The sequence below is a fragment of the Micromonospora sp. WMMD1102 genome (genome assembly GCF_029626265.1).
Lineage (GTDB): Bacteria > Actinomycetota > Actinomycetes > Mycobacteriales > Micromonosporaceae > Plantactinospora.
In genome coordinates, this window is record NZ_JARUBN010000001.1 from 433,462 (window position 1) to 450,917 (window position 17,456).

The window sequence follows — 17,456 nt, forward strand, 5'->3', positions numbered from 1 at the left end:
GCTGGCGGGGTACCGGACGCCGTCGTGATACGGATCCGGTCATTGCCGGCCGGCCGATCACCAGAAAACGGCGTAGAACATGCGTAGCAGGTATCGGGTATGGCGAGTGCAACGAGGGGAAGGCAAGTGGAAGGGCTCCTTCCGCCGGCATTTTCCCCGGTCCACCCGGGCCGCCGTGGAGTCGGACCGGGCGGCGGTACGTCATTTGCGACTTCAGATCAGCGCGGCCGGCAGAGGTCTCGGCTTCCGGGCGGTACGCCGGACCGGTTCCGCCCTTCGTACTCGCGGCGGCGGGGCGGCCCGCTTCGGCTCGGGTGGGCGTGGGCGGGCCGGTTGCAGACCGGCCAACTGGACGTAGATTTCCCGGCGTCGAACTGCCCTGCCGTACTCGTCCAAGCTGTAGCCGGTGAGCCAGCACCAGCCGTGATAGGTGGGCTTTTCGCTGACCCTCGACACCCGGAACAACAGTCCCCGCCGACCCGCGAACTGTACGCTCGCAGCCGCCCCGACCTGCACCACCATTCCGGGGCGAGGTGGCTCGCGCATCAGGGGACCGGGATGAGAAAGCCGGGTCCGTTCGGGTCGAGTCGTACCCAGCAGTTGCCGGCATCGCCGCAGACCGGGCATCTCCCGAACCGATCGGGGCTGTGCGAGTCGGCCAGCCGATAGCTGTTGAGCAGGATGTCCGCCGAGGTGTACGGCGGCGGATCCGCGGCCCGGTCCGTCCAGGCCATGAAACGATTGTGTAACCAACCGGCGGGAACATGTCGCAGATCCTCGGCGGCGTTGACGAGATGATGGGCCAGGTAGTACCTGAGTGAGACGATGCTGCCGGCGAACTCCGCCCGCAGCTGTCGTCTTCGGGCCGTACAGGGCCAGTCGTCGCCGCATCCGGTGCAGGTCCAGAGCGGAGTGGCCGGATCGTGGTCCCACATTTCCGTTCCCCCCGCTTCGGTCGTCAGAGGTTCGGCTGCCATGAATCGATGCTTTACTAGAGCGAGAAACAATGCAATATTACGTCTTGGTTGAACGATTTCCCTCTAACGATCTGTAATTACCTGAATCACGGAGAGTACTCAGTGGACATTACAAGCCGAATGAAAGGTTCATCCAAAAGGTAATACCGGAGAGGGGGAGTGAAGTGCAGGCAGGGGTGGACTCCACCGTTCCTCGCAGAGAGCTGGGGCGGCACCTACGCCAGCTCCGCGAGGATGCCCGGCTCACCATCAGGGTGGTGGCCGAGGCGTTGGAGTGGTCGATGCCGAAGATCTGGCGCATCGAGAGCGGGGCGACCAGCATGCGCTCGCTGGACGTCGAGGCGATGTGCCGGATATACGGTGCGTCACCGCAAATGACCGAGGCTCTGACCGGGCTGGCGAAGGAAACCAGGGCCCGGGGTTGGTGGCACTGCTACGGCGAGGCCATCCCCGGGTGGTTTGAGCCGTACCTCGGGCTGGAGGCCGTGGCGAGCCATCTCCGGATGTACGAGCCGCAGTTCGTACCCGGGCTGCTCCAGACCCCGGCGTACGCCACCGAGGTCTCCCGGATTGTCAGTCCCGAACTCGCACCCGCCGAACGCGAGCGGGCAGTCCGGATCGAACTGTCCCGGCAGGAGATCCTCGACGGGCAGCGGGGACCGGCGCCGCAGCTCGACGTGGTGCTCGACGAGGCGGTGCTGCGCCGGGCCGCCGGCAGCGGGCAGATGATGGGCGAGCAGCTGCGCCACCTGGTGACGGTCAGCCAGCAGCCGAACATCTCGGTACGGGTGCTGCCGTTCTCGGCAGGGCTCTACCGGGCCGAGCGGGCCAACGGCGGCTTCGCGATCCTGGAGTTTCCGAAGGACGGGCTCGGACGCCGCACCGAGCCGCCGATCGTCTACAGCGGCGGCCTCACCGGCGCGCTCTATCTGGAGAAGCCGCACGAGGTGGACAGCCACGCCGCCCTCTGGCGGGACTTCGAGGAAATCTGTCTCACCGAGGAGCTGTCCCGGAAGCTGATCACGACGGTGGCCGAGGAGTACGGCGGCTGACGCCCGCCGGGACAGCGTCCGGCCGGCTCCGGCCGGACAGCGGTACGGGGAGGGAGAAGCGGTAGTCGGCAGCCTGCCGTACGTCGCCGGTGTGGGGAGACAGCGGCGACCGGCGGGCCGGCCCAGCATCGGGCCGAGCCGAGAGGACGGACGAGATTCGGTGCCCCGCCGTTGCCCGGGACCGGGACGGTGGACGGTGGAGCGGGATCGTCCCACTCCACCTCCGCGCCCACCCCGACGGGCACCCGCATCGTCGCGCCCGCCGCCGGGTCGCGACCGACGGCGAGGCAGCCGGCCGCGACCGGGCCGTCGGCCCCGACGTGCACGAACCGGCCGCCGAGATCGCCGGCCCCGACGTGCACGAACCGGCCGCCGAGATCGCCGGCCCCGAGGCCGGCGTCATTCCCAGGCCCGGTCGAGCGCGACCGCCAGTCGCCGCGCCCACTGCTCAGCCGTGCCGGTGACTCCCGGGTACTCGTCGACGAAGTTGCTCCAGTCGACGTCCCAGTTGAGCACCGTCTCCGCCGTGAAGACGTCGGCCTCGGCACCGAGTTCCGGCCGCATCATGGTGCGGACGAGTTCCCGGTCGACGGTGCTGTGCTCGGCCAGCAGCACGGCGTCGTAGAGATCCTTGCCCTGCGGGTACGCGTCGGTGGCCAGCCAGAGCAGCTTCCAGGCCAGCGAGAGCGCGGCGGGCGCGGCCAGGACCGGCTCGTCCACGCCGGGCAGCACCAGCACCTCCGGGGCGACCGGCAGCCGTTCCCCGAAGACGATGTCGAGCTGCACGTGTCCGTCCGGTGCCCCGGGCGCGCCGAACGGGACGACCAGCCGTCGCCCGTCGGCCCGCTCGTACGTCCAGATGGCCGACTCGGTGATCTCGTCCGCCCGCAGCCCGGCGTCGTCCGGGATGCGCCGCACGGCGACCCTGAGCCCGTCCAGCAGCGCGCGGGCCTCCGCGCTGTCGCTGGTGACGGTGTGCGGGGTGACCACGAAGTCGAGGTCGCCCGGCTCCCGGGCGGCCTCGCCGACCCAGGCCGCCATCGTGACACTGCCGCGCAGCACCAGCCGCTCGCCCCAGGACGTCGCGGCGACCGCCGCCAGGACGCGCTTGATCGCGGCGTGCCGGGCGCCGATCCAGCGCCGGCCGGTGTCGGCCGCCAGGAAGGTGGGCTCGCCGGCACGGTAGGCGTTCGGGTACTGCTTCAGCGCGGGATCGAACGCCGCCCGCTGCCGTACCGCCGGGTCGGCGCGCAGTGGCCGGTAGGTCGGCGGAAAGTCCGGGCCGGCGACCGGTGCGGAGCGCAACTCTTCCTCCCGCCTGATCGCGTACTCGTTCGGCTGCCATCGGGCGTACCCGGTCAGCCAACCCCGGTCGTGGGCCAGGTCGCTGTCGAAGACCACGTACTCCTGCTCGACCGAGACGATCTCGTGACCGGCCGACCGGAGGTCCTCGACGAGCGCGTCGAGTCGTAACCTGGCCGTGTCGAGCCCGACGCCGTGGCAGCGCTGGGTCACGAACCTCTCCTGCCCGCCGTCGGCCCGTTCCCGCCGGGCGTTGCGGGACAGCCGGGCGCCGTGCGGGCTGACCAGGTCGGTGACGGCCAGCAGTTCCGGCACGGTCGCGGTGGGCAGCAGCAGCTTCACGTGGTGCTCGAAATACCGCCCCGCCGGCTCGTTCGCCGCCTCGGCGTCGGACCGTGGTACGCCGGCACACCACGGCGCCGCCTCGATCTCTGACCGGCACGGGTGGATGCCCGCCTCGCGCAGCTCGCGTTGCCACCGCCGCACCACGGCGTGCTGCTCCGCCAGGGTGCCCCGGCCGGTCAGGGTGAGCATCGGCTGCGAGGTGAACTCGCCACGGTCGAGCATGATGTGCAGGAACTTCACCCCGCGTTCCGCCGCCAGCGTCGCCAGCCGGTCGGCGTGCTGCCCGTACGTCGTCACGTGGATCTCGAAGTCCCCCGACACCTCAGACACCGGCGTAGCGTACGAGGACGCCGCCAGCCGAGAAAGCGCGTTGTCGGCCGTCGCGCCCCTGCCGGGGTCAGCCGGGCAGGGCGATCCAGGTGGCTCGGGCGCGGGCCAGTTCGGTGCCGTCCCCGCCGTACAGGGTGGTGTGCACCAGGGCCTTGCGGCCTTCGGTGGTGGCGAGGGCACCACGCAGCACGCACCGCTCACCGGCGGCGGGCAGCCGGTCCAGCTCCACGGCGATCCGGCCCAGCACGTACGGGCGACCTGCGCCGATCACCGCCCAGCCGCCGGGACAGTCCAGGGCGGCCCAGACGGTCGGGGTAGAGACGTCGTCCGGAACGGTCCACGGGGCCGCGGTGCTGCCGTCGGCGAGCCGCCCCGGATAGATCGCCAACCCGTCGGTGCGCTCGGGACCGCAGACATAGCAGGTCGGGAACGGATGGTCGACGAAACCCGGGTACCCCTTGGCGGCCTCGACCGCGTCCGGGTACCCGATCGGCGGGACCACGGTGTCGATCCCGGCGCCCGGCGCCACCTCGGCCACGACGGCGCCGTCGGTGGTGCGGACCTGGCAGCCGAGCAGCGACAGCGGGGTGTCCAGCGGCGGCGGCATCCGGAGCGTGACCTCGCCGCTCTCACCGTGCGCGAAGAGGCCGGCGGAGTAGCCGCCGTTGCCGGAGCCGGGCGGCCCGTTGAACCGGGCGGGGATGTGCATCGTCGGCCTTTCGCGAGCTCGGGGCCCCGAAGCGCGGGCCGGTACGCAACAACCCCACGGTACGACGCGGGACCCGCACCGGCTGACGGCCGGCTGCCTGGCGGAGGTCAGTGCGGCGCGTCGGCCGTGACACCCGCCGGGATCAGGATCGTCTTGCCCCGGATCCGCCCGGCCTCCGCCTCCCGGTGCAGCTCGGCCAACTCGGCCAGCGGCCTAAACCCGGCGATGTCCAACCGGACGACACCGGCGTCCACCAGCTCCACCAACCCGGCGAGCTGGTCGGGATCGTTGCGGGCCACGAACCGCGTCGTCCGGACCGCCGAGCCGGCCGGCGCGGGAACGGGAACGGTGGCCGAGACCAGGATGCCTCCCGGCCGGACCAGCGGAAGCAGCGCCCCAGCCTGCCGCGGGTCGAGCGGGACCAGGTTGAGTAGCGCGTCGACCGGCTCGTCCAGCGCCTCGACAAGCGAGGTCGCGGTGTAGTCGACGATTTGGTCGGCACCGAGCCGGCGTAGCGTCCCGGCGCTGCGCCGGCTCGCGGTGGCGATCACCGTCGCCCCGGTGTACCTGGCGAGTTGCACGGCGAAGCCGCCGACGCCGCCGCCCGCGCCGTTCACGAGTACTCGCTGGCCGGAGGTGAGCCGGGCCTGCTCGTACACCGCCTGCCAGGCGGTCAGCCCGGCGACCGGCAGCGCGGCGGCGTGCGCCAGCGGCACCGTGCGGGGAGCCGGCACCACCGTGCCGGCCGCCGCGACGACATAGTCCGCCGCGCCGCCGGTGTCGACCCGGCCGACCATCCGGTCCCCCACGGTCCAGGTCCGCACCCCGCCACCCACCTCGACGACCGTGCCGGCCACGTCCCAACCCAGGGTGTACGGCAACTCGAGCGCGAACAGCGATCGCAGCAGCCCTGCGCGCAGACCGACCTCGGACGGGTTGAACGAGGTGGCGGCCACCTCGACCAGCACCTCGCCGTCGCCGGGCACCGGCCGGGGGACCTCGTCGTGGCGGATCACGGAGGCGTCGCCGTACCGGTGGATCCGTGCGGCCCGCATGCTTCGTTCGGTTCTCACGGGAAGAAACGTAGGCCGGGTGGCCGGGACTACCCATGCTGGTCAGTCCCGGATTCATGTTCGATCGTCTCGGTTCCGATCGTCTCGGTCCGGATACGGTTGCCGCGATGGACGTGCTCAGCGACCTGGTCGCGGTGATGCGGTCCGGCCGGCCGAGATCGGCCAGGCTGGCCTGGCCCGCTCCGTGGGCCCAGGAGTTCGGGCCGGTGCCCGGAGCCGTTGGCTTCCAGGTGATCCTCGGCGGCCCGTGCTGGCTGATCCGGCCGGAGGCCGAGCCGGTGCCGCTGGCCGTCGGGGACGTGCTGTTCCGGGCACACGGGCGCGGACACGTCCTGGCCGACAACCCGTCGACCCGCCCCGTCGCACCCGCCTGCGACCCGACCGTCCCGCAGGCCCTCGTCCGGTCCGCCGCTGCCACCGGACCCGGTCACGGCGACTCGACCGGCGTCGACGCCGGGACGGTAGCGGGGTCCGCCGGGGTGACGGTGACGCTCTGCGGGGCCTACGAACTCGACCCAGCCCGGACCCACCCGCTCCTGCACGACCTGCCCGAACTGATCCACCTGCCCGCGCACCTCGGACGGCACCCCGAACTGCGATCCACGGTCGACCTGCTCGCCGCCGAGCTCGGCACACCCCGGCTCGGCACCGACGCCATCGTGCCGGCGCTGCTGGACACCCTGCTGCTCTTCGTCCTGCGCGCCTGGTTCGACCGGGCACCCGCGGCCGGCTCCGGCTGGGCGGCCGCGTTGCGCGATCCGGTGACCAGCGTGGCACTGCGGGCCATCCACCGCGAGCCGGCCCGGCCCTGGACGGTCGCGACCCTGGCCGCCGAGGCCGGGCTCTCCAGAGCGCCGTTCGCCCGCCGGTTCAGCACGCTGCTCGGGCGGCCACCGCTGGCGTACCTGACCTGGTGGCGGATGACCCTCGCCGCCCGGCTGCTCCGGGAGTCCGACGCGCCGCTGACCGCCATCGCCGGCCGGGTCGGCTACAGCTCCGAGTTCGCCTTCGGTGCCGCGTTCAAGCGCCGCTACGGGATCGCCCCGGGCCGCTTCCGACGCACCGGTCACCACGGGGAGGTGTGAGAGCGGTACCAGCAGATATGTTGCCGCACATGGAGATCCGCCCGTACCGGCCCGGTGACCGGGACGCCGTGCACGACATCTGCATCCGTACCGCCGACCTGGGGCAGGACGCCTCCGGCTCGTACGCCGACCCGGACATCCTGCCGAACATCTTCGCCCTGCCGTACGCCGAACTGGAGCCGGAACTGGCGTTCGTGCTGGACGACGGCGGACGGGCCGTCGGCTACGTACTCGGTACCGCCGACACCGGCGTCTTCGCCCGGCGGTTCCGGGCCGAGTGGCTGCCCCGGGTCGCCGAGCGCTATCCGGCACCGGCCGGCGAACCGGCGACCCGGGACGAGGCGATGGCGTACGAACTGCACACCCCGGAGCGGATGGTCGTGCCGGGCCTCGACGACTATCCGGCACACCTGCACATCGACCTGCTCCCCGGTTACCAGCGCGCCGGCCACGGCCGGGCCATGATGGACACCTTCGTCGCGGCGCTGCGCCGGGCCGGCGTACCCGGGCTGCACGTCGGCATGATCAGCGCGAACCGTCCGGCCCGGACCTTCTACGACCGGCTCGGCTTCCACGTCGTCGAGGTCGCCGACCCCGGTCCGCTCACCTATCTCGGCCTGCGGCTCTGAGTCATCCCGGCAGGTCGGGGAGCCGCCGCCGCAGCTCCGTCCGGACGACATGCTTCCCAACGTCTTCAGCCGGAACGCTTCGCCCAGCGCTGAAATGGGTGGGGCCGCCATGCCCGGCTCGGTAACCTGGGCGGGTGCCGCCGCAGCTCCCGCATCCCGATCCAGGGGTGCCGGACACCCGGGGACCGCTGCGCTACATCTGGTGGTTGGTGCGCAGCCAACCCGTCCGGGTGCTGCGGGGCAGCCTGATCGGCACGGCCTGGATGGTCGGGCTCGCGCTGCGGCCGTACCTCGTCTCCCGGGCGATCGACGACGGACTGCGCACCGGTGACACGGGTGCCCTGCTGTTCTGGGTCGCCGCGATCGTCGTCGCCGGGTTCGGGCTGGCCCAGCTCGGCATCCTGCGGCACCGCACGATGACCTTCATCCGGGAGGACGCCAGCGCCCGCTCCGCCGCCGTACTGCTGCGGCAACTCACCCGGATCGGTGCGGTGCTGCCCCGCAAGCTCGCCGCCGGCGAGGTCGCCACCGTCGGCGGCTCCGACATCACCAACACCTCGCACGTGTTGACGCTCACCGGTCCGGGCGTCGGCGCGGTCATGGCGTACACGGTCGTCGCCGTCATCCTCTGGTCGATCTCCCCACGGCTCGCCATCTGCGTCCTGCTCGGCGTGCCGGCGGTCGCCCTGCTGGTCGGCCCGCTGCTGCGCCGGTTGGACCGGGCCGAGTCCCGCTACCGGCACCGGCAGGGAGTCCTCACCACCCGGGCCGGGGACATCGTCGCCGGGCTGCGGGTGCTCGCCGGGGTCGGCGGCCGGGACCTCTTCGCCCGCCGGTACGCGGACCAGTCCCGGGAACTGCGGAGCGAGGGCTACCGGGTCGGCGCGGTCGGCAGCTGGATCGAGGCGCTGACCGCCGCCGTCCCGGCCGGGTTCCTCGCCGCCGTGATCTGGCTGGCCGCCAGGATGGCCGTGCACGGCGACATCACCATCGGGCAGCTCGTCGCCGTCTACGGGTATGTCGCGGTGCTGGTCATCCCGGTCTGGTTCATGCTGGAGGGCAGTTACCAGTTGATCCGGGGCCGGGTCGCCGCCCGCCGGATCGTCAACCTGCTCCGGCTGACCCCGGACGAGGTGACCGGACCGGACGGGGCGACCGGACCGGAGGACTCGGCTGTCGGGCGGGGACGGAACCGTCCCGCCGCCGCGCGGTCCGCTCCGGCCGGTCCCGCCGACCTGCACGATCCGGCCACCGGGCTGACCGTGCCGGCCGGCCGGCTGGTCGCGGTCGCCGCCGCCGACCCGGCCGAGGCGACCGCGCTGGCCGACCGGCTCGGCCGGTACGCACCCAGCGACGTGACCTGGGGCGGTGTGCCGCTGGCCGAGGTCGCCCTGCCGGAGGTGCGGGAGCGGATCCTGCTCGCCGACCACGACTCCTACCTCTTCGCCGGGACGCTCCGGGAGATCCTGCACAGTGGGCGGCGGCACGACGACGCGCGGCTGCGCACCGGCCTGCGGGTCGCCTCGGCCGAGGACGTCCTGGACGCCCTGCCCGACGGGCTGGACACTGCGATCGACACCCGGGCCCGCCGGCTCTCCGGCGGCCAGCGGCAGCGGGTACGCCTGGCCCGGGCACTGCTCGTCGAACCGGAGGTGCTGATCCTGGTCGACCCGACCTCGGCGGTGGACGCGCACACCGAGGCGCGGATCGCGCAGCGGCTCCGGGCGGCCCGGGCCGCCCGGACGACGGTGCTGCTCGCCACCTCGCCGCTGCTGCTGGGGCACGCCGAGCAGGTGGCGCACCTGCGGGCCGGGCGGATCGTCGGCACCGGCAGCCATGCCGAACTGCTCGACCGTGACCCGGACTACCGGGCGCTGGTCTCCCGCGACGGTGAGCCGGTCCCGGCCGGCAGTTCCAACGCCGACACCGCCGAGGCGCTGCGATGACGACCGGACTTCCGGTGGCGGAGTCGTCCGAAGTCCGCCGGGCAACCCTGGAGCTGATCCGCCGGGACCGGCGGGCGGTGGCGGTGATCCTGGTACTCCACGTCGCGGCCACCGTCGCCGGGCTGGCCGCGCCCTGGCTGCTCGGCGTCATCGTCGACATGGTGGTGGCCGGCGCTGGGACAGCCACCGTGGACCGGCTGGCGCTGGCGATCGTCGGCTGCGTACTCGTGCAGACCGTGCTCTTCCGCTACGCCCAGTACGCCGGCCACCGGTTCGGGGAGCGGGCGGTGGCCCGGCTCCGCGAGGAGTTCGTCCGGCGGACGCTGGCGCTGCCGGTCTCGGTCGTCGAGCGGGCCGGCACCGGCGACCTCGCCACCCGCAGCTCGGTCGACGTCGGCACGGTCGGGCTGACGGTGCGCCGGGTGGTGCCGGTGGTGGCGATCGCCTCGGCGCAACTGGTCCTGCTCTTCGGGGCGATCTTCCTGCTGCATCCGGTGCTCGGCGTCGCCGCGCTGGCCGGGTTGCCGTCGATCGTCGCGGTGACCCGCTGGTATCTGCGCCGGGCGTCCACCGCCTACCTCGCCGAGGGCGCCGCATCGGCCGAGCTGACCGAGACGCTCACCACCACCGCCGAGGGCGCCCGGACCGTCGAGGCGCTCCGGCTCAGCGAGGAACGGATGGCGCACGGCCGGGAGCGGATCGGCCGGGTGTGGGCTACCCGACGGCGTACCCTCGGGCTGCGCTCGGTCTTCTTTCCCGTGGTGGAGGGGAGCTATCCGCTGCCGATCGCGGCGGTGCTGCTCGTCGGCGGCCTCGGTCTGCACAACGGGCTGGTCACGCTCGGCGAGGTGGTGGCCGCCACGCTCTATCTGCAACAGGCGATCGGCCCGCTGGACCAACTCCTGCTCTGGCTGGAGCAGGCGCAGCGCGGGCTGGCGTCGTTCGCCCGGGTGCTCGGCGTCGGCCAGGTGCCGCCGGAGCCGCGCGGCCGGACCTCCGAGGCACCCGGGCAGCAACTCCTGGTCCGGGGCGCCCGGTTCGGCTACGCGGACGGACCCGACGTGCTGCACGGCATCGACCTGGTGATCCGTCCCGGCGAGCGGCTGGCCGTCGTCGGTCCGTCCGGCGCCGGCAAGTCCACGCTGGCCCGGCTGCTGGCCGGGATCGACCGGCCCCGGCACGGCGAGGTGACCCTCGGCGGCTGCCCGATCACCGACCTCGACCCGGCGCAGCGCCGCCGCCGGATCGCGCTGGTCACCCAGGAGCACCACGTCTTCCTCGGCTCGCTGCGGGACAACCTGGCCTTCGCCGCCCCGGATGCCACCGACCCGCAGATGCGGTCCGCGCTGGTCGCGGTCGGTGCCGACTGGTACGCCGAACTGCCCGACGGGCTCGACACCGAACTCGGCGACGGGGCCCGGGAGCTGGGTCCGGCCGACGCGCAGCAGCTCGCGCTGGCCCGGCTGGTGCTGGCCGACCCGCACACGCTGATCCTGGACGAGGCGACCGCGGCGCTCGACCCGAGCACGGCCCGGCGGACCGAACGGGCGCTCGGGGCGGTGCTGGCCGGACGTACGGTGATCGCGATCGCACACCGGCTGAACACCGCGCACGACGCCGACCGGGTGGCGGTGATGGCGGACGGCCGGATCACCGAGCTGGGCAGTCACGACGAGCTGCTCAGGGCCGACGGCGCCTATGCGGCGCTCTGGCGCTCCTGGCACGGCTGACCGGCTGACCCCGCACCGCCGTTGCGCGGAGCGCCCGGAAGAAGGCCCGTACGTCGGCGACGACGAGGTCCGGCTGATCCATCGCGGCGAAGTGCCCGCCCCGGTCGTACTCCGTCCAGTGCACGATGTGGTTGTCCCGCTCGGCGAGCCGGCGTACCGGTGCGGCGACGTCCGCGCCGAAGACGGCGACCCCGGTCGGCACGGCCAGCCGGCGCGGATCGGGGCCGCCGCCGTACCGGCCGGGGTCGGCGAGCGGTCCGAGTACGTCGAGGAACTCCACGATCGACCCGGGCCAGCCGTGTGTCAGCACCAGCGGCAGCGCCCCCGGTTCCGGCGGGTCCGGGCCAGCCGTTCGCGCAGGTCGGTCAACTCGGCCTCGGCCACCGCCAGCCGGTACGGCCGCAGGTCGTCCCCGCCGCGGTGATCCAGGCGGGGCCGCACGCCCGCCGCCGTGTCAGTGCCGCCGCTCACGGCCGGCTCCCGTCCGGCTGCTGGTCGGCGAGCCAGCGGGTGTGGGTCTCCCAGGCCGACTGCTTGCTGGTGGCGAGGGCGGCGCCGATCTGCGTCCAGGAGGCACCGGCAGCGCGCGCCGTCCGGACCGTCAACTGCCGGCCGTAGGCCGCCTTCCGCACCAGAACCTCGCCGAGGGCGAGCAGTTCCAGCGCCTCCTCCCGGCTCAGCGGCCGGGCGTCCGGGTCGGGCTCGTCGTCGTCGTCCTCCGGGTCGTCGGCCGGTGGGGCGAGCGCGTCGCGCAGCCGGAGCTGGTTGTACCGGGCGGCGGCGGTCAGCAGGGTGAACCGCTGCTCCAACTCGTCGGGAGTGGTCATGCGGTCCACCCTGCCGTCAGATCACCTTGACGTCAAGTTGCCTTGACGAACTCGCCATGTCCGCCCGGCTCGGGTGGAACGCCGCGTGCCCCTGAGTCGTTAGTCCCCGACGACGACCCGTCCCCGCGACTCCAGGAGCATCCGGTGCCGACCCGACTCAACCCGTACCTCAGCTTCCGCGGCGACGCCCGGGCGGCGATGGAGTTCTACCAGCGCGTCTTCGGCGGCAACCTGGTGGTGAACACCTTCGGCGAGTTCGGCACCGAGGGCGAGCAGAGCGACCAGGTCATGCACGCCATGCTGGAGACGGACAGCGGCTTCACCCTGATGGGCTCCGACGTGCCGGCGGAGATGGACTACGAGCCCGGCAACGCCATCACGGTGAGCCTGAGCGGGGACGACGGCGACGAGTTGCGCGGGTACTGGACCGCGCTCGCCGACGGCGGCATCGTGTCGGTGCCACTGGAGCGGCAGATGTGGGGCGACGAGTTCGGTGCCTGCGTCGACCGGTTCGGCGTACCGTGGATGGTCAACATCTCCGCGCCACGCGGCTGAGCCGCCGGCCGCCCGAACCGGCTGTCTATGCTTGGCGACCATGCCCGAGGGTCACACCGTGCACCGGCTGGCAGCCCGGCACCAGGAGCTGTTCGGCGGGGAGAAGGTGCTGGCCGGCAGCCCGCAGGGGCGGTTCGCCGAGGGGGCCGCACTGCTCTCCGGCTCCGTGCTCGACGTCACCGAGGCGTACGGGAAGCACCTGTTGCACCACTACGCCGGCGACCGGACCCTGCACGTACACCTCGGGCTCTACGGGAAGTTCGCCGACGGCGACGGTGAGCCGCCGGAGCCGGTCGGCCAGGTCCGGTTGCGGCTGCGCAGCGACCGGCACTGGTTGGACCTGCGCGGCCCGACCGCCTGCGAACTGCTGTCGCCACCGGAGGTCGAGGCGCTGCGGGCCCGGCTCGGCGCCGATCCGCTGCGCGCCGACGCCGACCCCGACGCGCCGTACGCCCGGATCCGGCGCAGCCCCACCCCGCTCTTCGCGCTGCTGCTCGACCAGTCGATAGTCGCCGGCACCGGTCTGATCTTCGTGACCGAGGCACTGTTCCGGGCCGGCCTGCCACCCACCACCCCGGGCCGGAACCTCAGCCCGGAGGGCTGGCAGCGGATCTGGGCGGATCTCGTCGAACTGATGGGTACCGCGGTGCGGACCGGCCGGATCGACACCGTGCATCCGCACCATCTGCCGGAGGCGATGGGCCGGCCGCCCAGAGTCGACCGGCACGGCGGCGAGGTCTACGTCTATCGTCGCGCCGCCCTGCCCTGTCACCTCTGCGGCGCCGCCATCCTGCGCGGTGACCTCGCCGGCCGGAACTCCTACTGGTGCCCCGGGTGCCAGCCGGCGCCCCGGGCCCGCCGCCGGGCTTGACCTGAACCCTTGTTGAGGCTGGAAAGTCATCGCCATGAGTGTGACCGAGAACCGGCCGGTGTTGACCGGTCGTGGACTGAACTGGTGGCAGGCGATCGGTGGCGGCGTCGTCGCCGCGGCCGTCGGCAATCTCCTCGTCTTCGCCGTCGGCAAGATCGCGGGTGTCTCGTTCGTTTACCGGGACGCCACCGGTGAGCACGAGGTGAACGCTGTCGGTGTGTTGGTCGCGTCGGTGCCGCCGCTGGTGGTCGGAACCGGACTGGCGGTGTTGATCTCTCTCTGGTGGCGGCCGATCCTCCGCGTCGCCCAGGTCGTCGGCGGGGGACTCGCGTTGCTGACGGTGCTGGGGCCGCTGAACGCCGGCGCCGACACCGGTACCCGGGTGGCACCGGCCGCGATGCACGTCGTGCTCGGCATCGTCGTGGTGCTCACCCTGGAGGCGGTCCGCCGGTCGTCGGCCCCCGCATCCGGACGGTGAACCGGACCCCTGTCGGGCAGGGTCCGGTTCACCGTCCCGTCAGGGGGTGACCCGGCGAATGGTCAGGTAGCCCACTGCGGCGAGCGCGGCGGTCAGCAGCGCCGGCCAGCCGACGATCCAGGCGGCCGTCGGCTGGTCGGCCAGCCGACCGCCGACGACCGACCAGAGATCCAGCCAGGTGAGCAGGACGGCGGCGACGGCGACCCCGAGCAGCGTGCCGGCGGAGAGCAGCCACATCCCGTTGATCCCGAACCGCTTGTAGAAGACCGCCACGAAGATGCCGAGGAAACCGAGCAGCACGAACGGCATCGTGTAGACCGCGATCTGGAGCAGCGGATGCAGGTCGTCGACGAAGTTCAGCCCGAAGAACCGCAGCCGGATGCCCCAGCCGTCGGTGGCGTCCTCGATCAGCTGGCAGCAGAAGAGCAGCAGGCCGAAGACGACCGACTGGACCACCAGGAAGAACGCGGAGGCGAGGTAGAAGGTCCGCCGGATCACGCTCAGCGCCATGCTGAACGGCAGCAGTTGGGTGATCCAGTTGATGCTGCCGACGAAGACGACGATGTAGATCGACACCAGTGCGCCGGTCGTGGGGTTCTGCTCCCGGTCGCCGATCGCCAGGAAGAGGGCGTAGTTGACGGCGAAGACCATCAGCAACACCAGCCAGGGCCAGCCGAGGGTGCTCTGCCAGCCGACCAGCTGGACCCGGTTCACTGTCAGCACCCGGTTCATCGGTCGGTCTCCTTCCGGTCGGTCGCGGCGGCGTCGCCACCGGACCTGGCCTGTGCGGTGGTGAGCCGGACGACGATGTCCTGCAACGAGACCGCCGCCAGGTCCAGGCCCAGCTCCGCAGCCCGGGCGCGTTCGGCGGCGTCGAAGCTGCCGCGCAGGGTCACCCGGGCGTACCGGCCCAGGGTCTCCCGGTGCAGTTCCTCGTTGCGCGCCGCCCGTTCGTCGACGGCGGCGGCCGGGCCGGCGACGGTGACCACCTGGCCGCGCAGCGCCTCGGCGGTGGTGTCCAGCAGCATCCGGCCCCGGTCGAGCAGGAGCACGTGTTCGAGCAGTTCGCCGACCTCGTCGATGAGGTGGGTGGAGAGCAGCACGGTGCGCGGGTGTTCGGCGTAGTCGGTGAGCAGGTGGTCGTAGAAGAGGTGCCGGGCAACGGCGTCGAGACCGAGGTACGGCTCGTCGAAGAGGGTCAGCGGGGCGCGGGAGGCGAGCCCGATGACGATGCCGAGCATGGAGTGCATGCCCCGGGAGAGCTTGCGGACGTGCCGGTCCACCGGCAGCCGGAAGTCGGCAAGCAACGTCTGCGCGAAGTCCTCGTCCCAGCCGGGGAAGAGCAGCCGGGCCGACTCCAGTGCGTGCCGCACCTTGAAGTACTGCGGATAGGTCTGGCTCTCCTTGACGAAGCAGACCCGGGAGAGCACCGCCTCGTTCTCGTACGGCGGCTTCCCGCCGATGGTCAGCTCGCCCGAGCTGGCCAGCAGCTGCCCGGTCATGATCTGCATCAGGGTGGTCTTGCCGGCGCCGTTGCGGCCCAGCAGGCCGTGGATCCGGTTCTCCTCCAGGGTGAAGCTGACGTCGTCCAGGGCGGTGACGTCGCGGAACCGCTTGCTGACGTGCCGGGCGCCGACCACCGTGCTCATCGCCCCTGCTCCCATCGGTCGATCATGCGCTTCAACTCGTCGGCGTCGATGCCGAGCTTGTTGGCCTCGGTGAGCAGCGGATGCAGGTACTGCTCGGCGAACTCCTCGCGACGGCGGTCCCGCAGCCTGGCCCGGGCGCCGGTGGCGACGAACATGCCGATACCTCTCTTCTTGTAGAGAATCCCGTCGTCGACCAACTGGTTGACGCCCTTGCCGGCGGTCGCCGGGTTGATCCGGTGGAACGCCGCCAGCTCGTTCGTGGAGGGCACCTGGCTCTCCTCGGCGAGCGTGCCGTCGATGACCGAGTTTTCGATCAGCTCGGCGATCTGCAGAAAGATCGGTCGCCCGTCTTCCATCAGCCGGGCCCGTCCGCCGCGCACTCGCCCGCCGAGTTCCGCGACCTGTCTGCCGCGCGGTCGCCCGCCGAGGGCCCGGCGCCGGGGGGCGGTTCGACCCGGTCGGGCTTCGTCGGTTCATTACTCATGTAACCAACCATGTAACCAACCCCGCTCGTTGTCAAGGTCGGGTAGCCGACCGGCGGAGGTTGCCCTGGACACATCCCCGGTTCCAGCGGAGGCGGCCGGGGCGGGACGGCCATAGGCTGCCGACCTGATGCCGACGATCACCGCCGCGATGCTGCTGGCGGCGGTACTCGGGTTCGCCGTACTGCGCCCGCGACGGCTGCCCGAGGCTGCCGTCGCGCTCCCGGCCGCCCTCCTGGTGATCGCGGTCGGCCTGGTGCCGTGGTCAGCCGCCCGCGCCGAGCTGGCGCTACTCGCGCCGACGGTCGGCTTCCTGGCCGCGATCCTCGTGCTGGCGTACCTGGCCGACGCCTGGGGCGTCTTCCGGTACGCGGGAACGGTGGCCGCGCGGTTCGCCCGGGGCGGCCGGGGTGGGCGTCCGGCGACCCGGATGCTCGCGGTGGTGTTCGGGATCGCCGCCGCGGTGACCGCGGTACTCAGCCTGGACGCCACAGTCGTGCTGCTCACCCCGGTAGTACTGGCCACCGCCACCGCCACCGGGGTACGCGCCCGGCCGCACGTCTACGCCTGCGCGCACCTGGCCAACTCGGCCTCGCTGCTGCTGCCGGTGTCGAACCTGACCAACCTGCTCGCCTTCGCCGCCAGCGGACTGACCTTCGCCGGTTTCGCCGCCACCATGGCGCTGCCCTGGCTGGCCGTGATCGCCGTCGAGTACCTGGTGTTCCGGCGGTTCTTCGGCGCCGACCTGGCCGCCCCGACCCGACCCGGATCGGTCGAGCCGGTGCCACCGCCCCGGTATGCGCTCGGGGTTCTCGGTGCCACACTGGCCGGGTTCGTGGCGGCCGAGCCGGTGCACCTGCACCCGGGCTGGGTGGCCGGGCTCGGGGCGCTGCTGCTCGGGGTGCCGCTTGTCGCGCGTACCCGGAAAGTGGAGCGGCTGCGGGTCACCGGCCGGATCGTGGCCGAGGCGCAGCCGCTGTTCTGCGTCTTCGTCCTCGCCCTCGGTGTCGTCGTCCTCGCGGTACGCCGGCACGGGCTGGACGACCTGGTCGACCGGCTCGCCCCACACCGGGCCGACCTGCTCGGGCTGCTCGCGGTCGCCGGGCTCGCCGCGCTGCTGGCCAACCTGGTCAACAACCTGCCGGCCACCCTGGTCCTGGTGCCGGCGGTCGCCCACTCGCCGGGCCTGGTGCTGGCGGTGCTGATCGGGGTGAACGTCGGGCCGAACCTCTACTACGTCGGCTCGCTGGCCACTTTGCTCTGGCGGCGCATCCTGCACCTGCGCGACGAGCCGCCGGCCACCGGCACCTTCCTGCGGCTCGGCGTGCTCAGCACTCCCGCCGGCCTGCTCGCCGGGGTGGTCGCGCTCTGGGCGGCCCTACACCTGACCCAGGCGGCCTGAAGCCCGTCCACCGG

At 72.5% G+C, this 17,456-nt stretch carries 19 protein-coding genes and 1 pseudogene; 9 read left to right on the plus strand and 11 right to left on the minus strand.

Features of this window, described 5'->3' with window-relative positions; translation table 11 throughout:
- Positions 1-213 precede the first annotated feature (213 nt).
- Positions 214-546 carry a hypothetical protein gene (locus tag O7626_RS02170; protein WP_278058715.1) on the minus strand — a complete coding sequence of 111 codons (333 nt, stop codon included), beginning with the start codon at positions 544-546 and terminating at the stop codon, positions 214-216.
- Entirely contained in the window at positions 546-734 is a 189-nt protein-coding gene (locus O7626_RS02175; RefSeq protein WP_278058717.1) for a hypothetical protein, read from the minus strand. Before O7626_RS02175 ends, O7626_RS02170 begins: the two co-directional genes overlap by 1 nt.
- A 407-nt stretch (positions 735-1,141) precedes the next feature.
- Between O7626_RS02175 and O7626_RS02180 the strand changes: the two genes are divergently transcribed.
- Positions 1,142-2,029: a helix-turn-helix transcriptional regulator gene (locus O7626_RS02180; protein WP_278058719.1), complete on the plus strand. Its 888-nt coding sequence runs from the start codon at positions 1,142-1,144 to the stop codon at positions 2,027-2,029.
- A 399-nt stretch (positions 2,030-2,428) separates the two neighbouring features.
- Here O7626_RS02180 and O7626_RS02185 read toward each other — a convergent pair whose 3' ends face one another.
- From O7626_RS02185 to O7626_RS02195, 3 genes are all read right to left on the minus strand, one after another.
- Complete coding sequence (locus tag O7626_RS02185) at positions 2,429-4,006, minus strand: nucleotidyl transferase AbiEii/AbiGii toxin family protein (RefSeq protein ID WP_278058721.1); 1,578 nt, start codon at positions 4,004-4,006, stop codon at positions 2,429-2,431.
- A gap of 67 nt (positions 4,007-4,073) precedes the next feature.
- On the minus strand, positions 4,074-4,715 hold the full coding sequence (locus O7626_RS02190; RefSeq protein ID WP_278058723.1) for a hypothetical protein: 642 nt from the start codon (positions 4,713-4,715) through the stop codon (positions 4,074-4,076).
- 107 nt (positions 4,716-4,822) lie between these two features.
- Positions 4,823-5,788: an NADP-dependent oxidoreductase gene (locus O7626_RS02195; RefSeq protein ID WP_278058725.1), complete on the minus strand. Its 966-nt coding sequence runs from the start codon at positions 5,786-5,788 to the stop codon at positions 4,823-4,825.
- Positions 5,789-5,895: 107 nt separating this feature from the next.
- Between O7626_RS02195 and O7626_RS02200 the strand changes: the two genes are divergently transcribed.
- The 4 genes from O7626_RS02200 to O7626_RS02215 all read left to right on the plus strand — a co-directional run bounded on the left by O7626_RS02200 (position 5,896) and on the right by O7626_RS02215 (position 11,178).
- A complete protein-coding gene (locus tag O7626_RS02200) occupies positions 5,896-6,873 on the plus strand; it encodes an AraC family transcriptional regulator (protein ID WP_278058727.1) in 978 nt (325 codons plus the stop codon).
- Between the two features lie 29 nt (positions 6,874-6,902).
- Entirely contained in the window at positions 6,903-7,502 is a 600-nt protein-coding gene (locus O7626_RS02205) for a GNAT family N-acetyltransferase (RefSeq protein WP_278058729.1), read from the plus strand.
- 230 nt (positions 7,503-7,732) lie between these two features.
- The gene (locus tag O7626_RS02210; RefSeq protein WP_278066034.1) at positions 7,733-9,448 is read left to right on the plus strand and encodes an ABC transporter ATP-binding protein; all 1,716 of its coding nucleotides are present in this window, start codon (positions 7,733-7,735) and stop codon (positions 9,446-9,448) included.
- The gene (locus tag O7626_RS02215; RefSeq protein WP_278058730.1) at positions 9,445-11,178 is read left to right on the plus strand and encodes an ABC transporter ATP-binding protein; all 1,734 of its coding nucleotides are present in this window, start codon (positions 9,445-9,447) and stop codon (positions 11,176-11,178) included. Before O7626_RS02210 ends, O7626_RS02215 begins: the two co-directional genes overlap by 4 nt.
- 28 nt (positions 11,179-11,206) lie before the next feature.
- Here the strand turns inward: O7626_RS02215 and O7626_RS02220 are convergent.
- The 3 genes and pseudogenes from O7626_RS02220 to O7626_RS02230 all read right to left on the minus strand — a co-directional run.
- Positions 11,207-11,395, minus strand: a pseudogene (locus O7626_RS02220) (epoxide hydrolase); the annotation flags it as partial.
- Between the two features lie 86 nt (positions 11,396-11,481).
- Positions 11,482-11,649, minus strand: coding sequence for a hypothetical protein (locus O7626_RS02225; RefSeq protein ID WP_278058732.1), 168 nt, complete (start codon positions 11,647-11,649; stop codon positions 11,482-11,484).
- Complete coding sequence (locus O7626_RS02230; protein ID WP_278058734.1) at positions 11,646-12,005, minus strand: hypothetical protein; 360 nt, start codon at positions 12,003-12,005, stop codon at positions 11,646-11,648. Before O7626_RS02230 ends, O7626_RS02225 begins: the two co-directional genes overlap by 4 nt.
- Before the next feature lie 144 nt (positions 12,006-12,149).
- Between O7626_RS02230 and O7626_RS02235 the strand changes: the two genes are divergently transcribed.
- From O7626_RS02235 to O7626_RS02245, 3 genes are read left to right on the plus strand one after another with little or no spacing between them, the layout of a single operon-like run.
- A complete protein-coding gene (locus tag O7626_RS02235; RefSeq protein ID WP_278058736.1) occupies positions 12,150-12,560 on the plus strand; it encodes a VOC family protein in 411 nt (136 codons plus the stop codon).
- 40 nt (positions 12,561-12,600) lie between these two features.
- Positions 12,601-13,431, plus strand: a complete 831-nt coding sequence (locus O7626_RS02240; RefSeq protein ID WP_278058738.1) for a DNA-formamidopyrimidine glycosylase family protein — start codon at positions 12,601-12,603, stop codon at positions 13,429-13,431.
- A 34-nt stretch (positions 13,432-13,465) separates the two neighbouring features.
- Positions 13,466-13,909: a DUF6069 family protein gene (locus O7626_RS02245; RefSeq protein WP_278058739.1), complete on the plus strand. Its 444-nt coding sequence runs from the start codon at positions 13,466-13,468 to the stop codon at positions 13,907-13,909.
- Between the two features lie 39 nt (positions 13,910-13,948).
- Here O7626_RS02245 and O7626_RS02250 read toward each other — a convergent pair whose 3' ends face one another.
- Genes O7626_RS02250 through O7626_RS02260 form a run of 3 tightly spaced genes read right to left on the minus strand, consistent with a single transcriptional unit; the run spans position 13,949 to position 15,914 of the window.
- Positions 13,949-14,641: an ABC transporter permease gene (locus O7626_RS02250; RefSeq protein WP_278058741.1), complete on the minus strand. Its 693-nt coding sequence runs from the start codon at positions 14,639-14,641 to the stop codon at positions 13,949-13,951.
- Positions 14,638-15,558, minus strand: a complete 921-nt coding sequence (locus O7626_RS02255) for an ABC transporter ATP-binding protein (RefSeq protein WP_278058743.1) — start codon at positions 15,556-15,558, stop codon at positions 14,638-14,640. Before O7626_RS02255 ends, O7626_RS02250 begins: the two co-directional genes overlap by 4 nt.
- The gene (locus O7626_RS02260; RefSeq protein ID WP_278058745.1) at positions 15,555-15,914 is read right to left on the minus strand and encodes a GntR family transcriptional regulator; all 360 of its coding nucleotides are present in this window, start codon (positions 15,912-15,914) and stop codon (positions 15,555-15,557) included. The genes O7626_RS02255 and O7626_RS02260 overlap by 4 nt, the downstream gene beginning before the upstream one ends.
- Before the next feature lie 256 nt (positions 15,915-16,170).
- Here O7626_RS02260 and O7626_RS02265 point away from each other — a divergent pair, with 256 nt between their 5' ends.
- A complete protein-coding gene (locus O7626_RS02265; RefSeq protein ID WP_278058747.1) occupies positions 16,171-17,442 on the plus strand; it encodes an ArsB/NhaD family transporter in 1,272 nt (423 codons plus the stop codon).
- Positions 17,443-17,456: the final 14 nt, after the last annotated feature.

Excerpts from the sequence above, each read along its gene's own strand:
- O7626_RS02260 (WP_278058745.1), bottom strand. The coding sequence starts at position 15,914 with ATGGAAGACGGGCGACCGATCTTTCTGCAGATCGCCGAGCTGATCGAA.
- O7626_RS02230 (WP_278058734.1), bottom strand. The coding sequence starts at position 12,005 with ATGACCACTCCCGACGAGTTGGAGCAGCGGTTCACCCTGCTGACCGCC.
- O7626_RS02205 (WP_278058729.1), top strand. The coding sequence starts at position 6,903 with ATGGAGATCCGCCCGTACCGGCCCGGTGACCGGGACGCCGTGCACGAC.
- O7626_RS02175 (WP_278058717.1), bottom strand. The coding sequence starts at position 734 with ATGGCCTGGACGGACCGGGCCGCGGATCCGCCGCCGTACACCTCGGCG.
- O7626_RS02215 (WP_278058730.1), top strand. The coding sequence starts at position 9,445 with ATGACGACCGGACTTCCGGTGGCGGAGTCGTCCGAAGTCCGCCGGGCA.
- O7626_RS02190 (WP_278058723.1), bottom strand. The coding sequence starts at position 4,715 with ATGCACATCCCCGCCCGGTTCAACGGGCCGCCCGGCTCCGGCAACGGC.
- O7626_RS02245 (WP_278058739.1), top strand. The coding sequence starts at position 13,466 with ATGAGTGTGACCGAGAACCGGCCGGTGTTGACCGGTCGTGGACTGAAC.
- O7626_RS02255 (WP_278058743.1), bottom strand. The coding sequence starts at position 15,558 with ATGAGCACGGTGGTCGGCGCCCGGCACGTCAGCAAGCGGTTCCGCGAC.
- O7626_RS02170 (WP_278058715.1), bottom strand. The coding sequence starts at position 546 with ATGCGCGAGCCACCTCGCCCCGGAATGGTGGTGCAGGTCGGGGCGGCT.
- O7626_RS02250 (WP_278058741.1), bottom strand. The coding sequence starts at position 14,641 with ATGAACCGGGTGCTGACAGTGAACCGGGTCCAGCTGGTCGGCTGGCAG.
- O7626_RS02200 (WP_278058727.1), top strand. The coding sequence starts at position 5,896 with ATGGACGTGCTCAGCGACCTGGTCGCGGTGATGCGGTCCGGCCGGCCG.
- O7626_RS02240 (WP_278058738.1), top strand. The coding sequence starts at position 12,601 with ATGCCCGAGGGTCACACCGTGCACCGGCTGGCAGCCCGGCACCAGGAG.
- O7626_RS02265 (WP_278058747.1), top strand. The coding sequence starts at position 16,171 with ATGCCGACGATCACCGCCGCGATGCTGCTGGCGGCGGTACTCGGGTTC.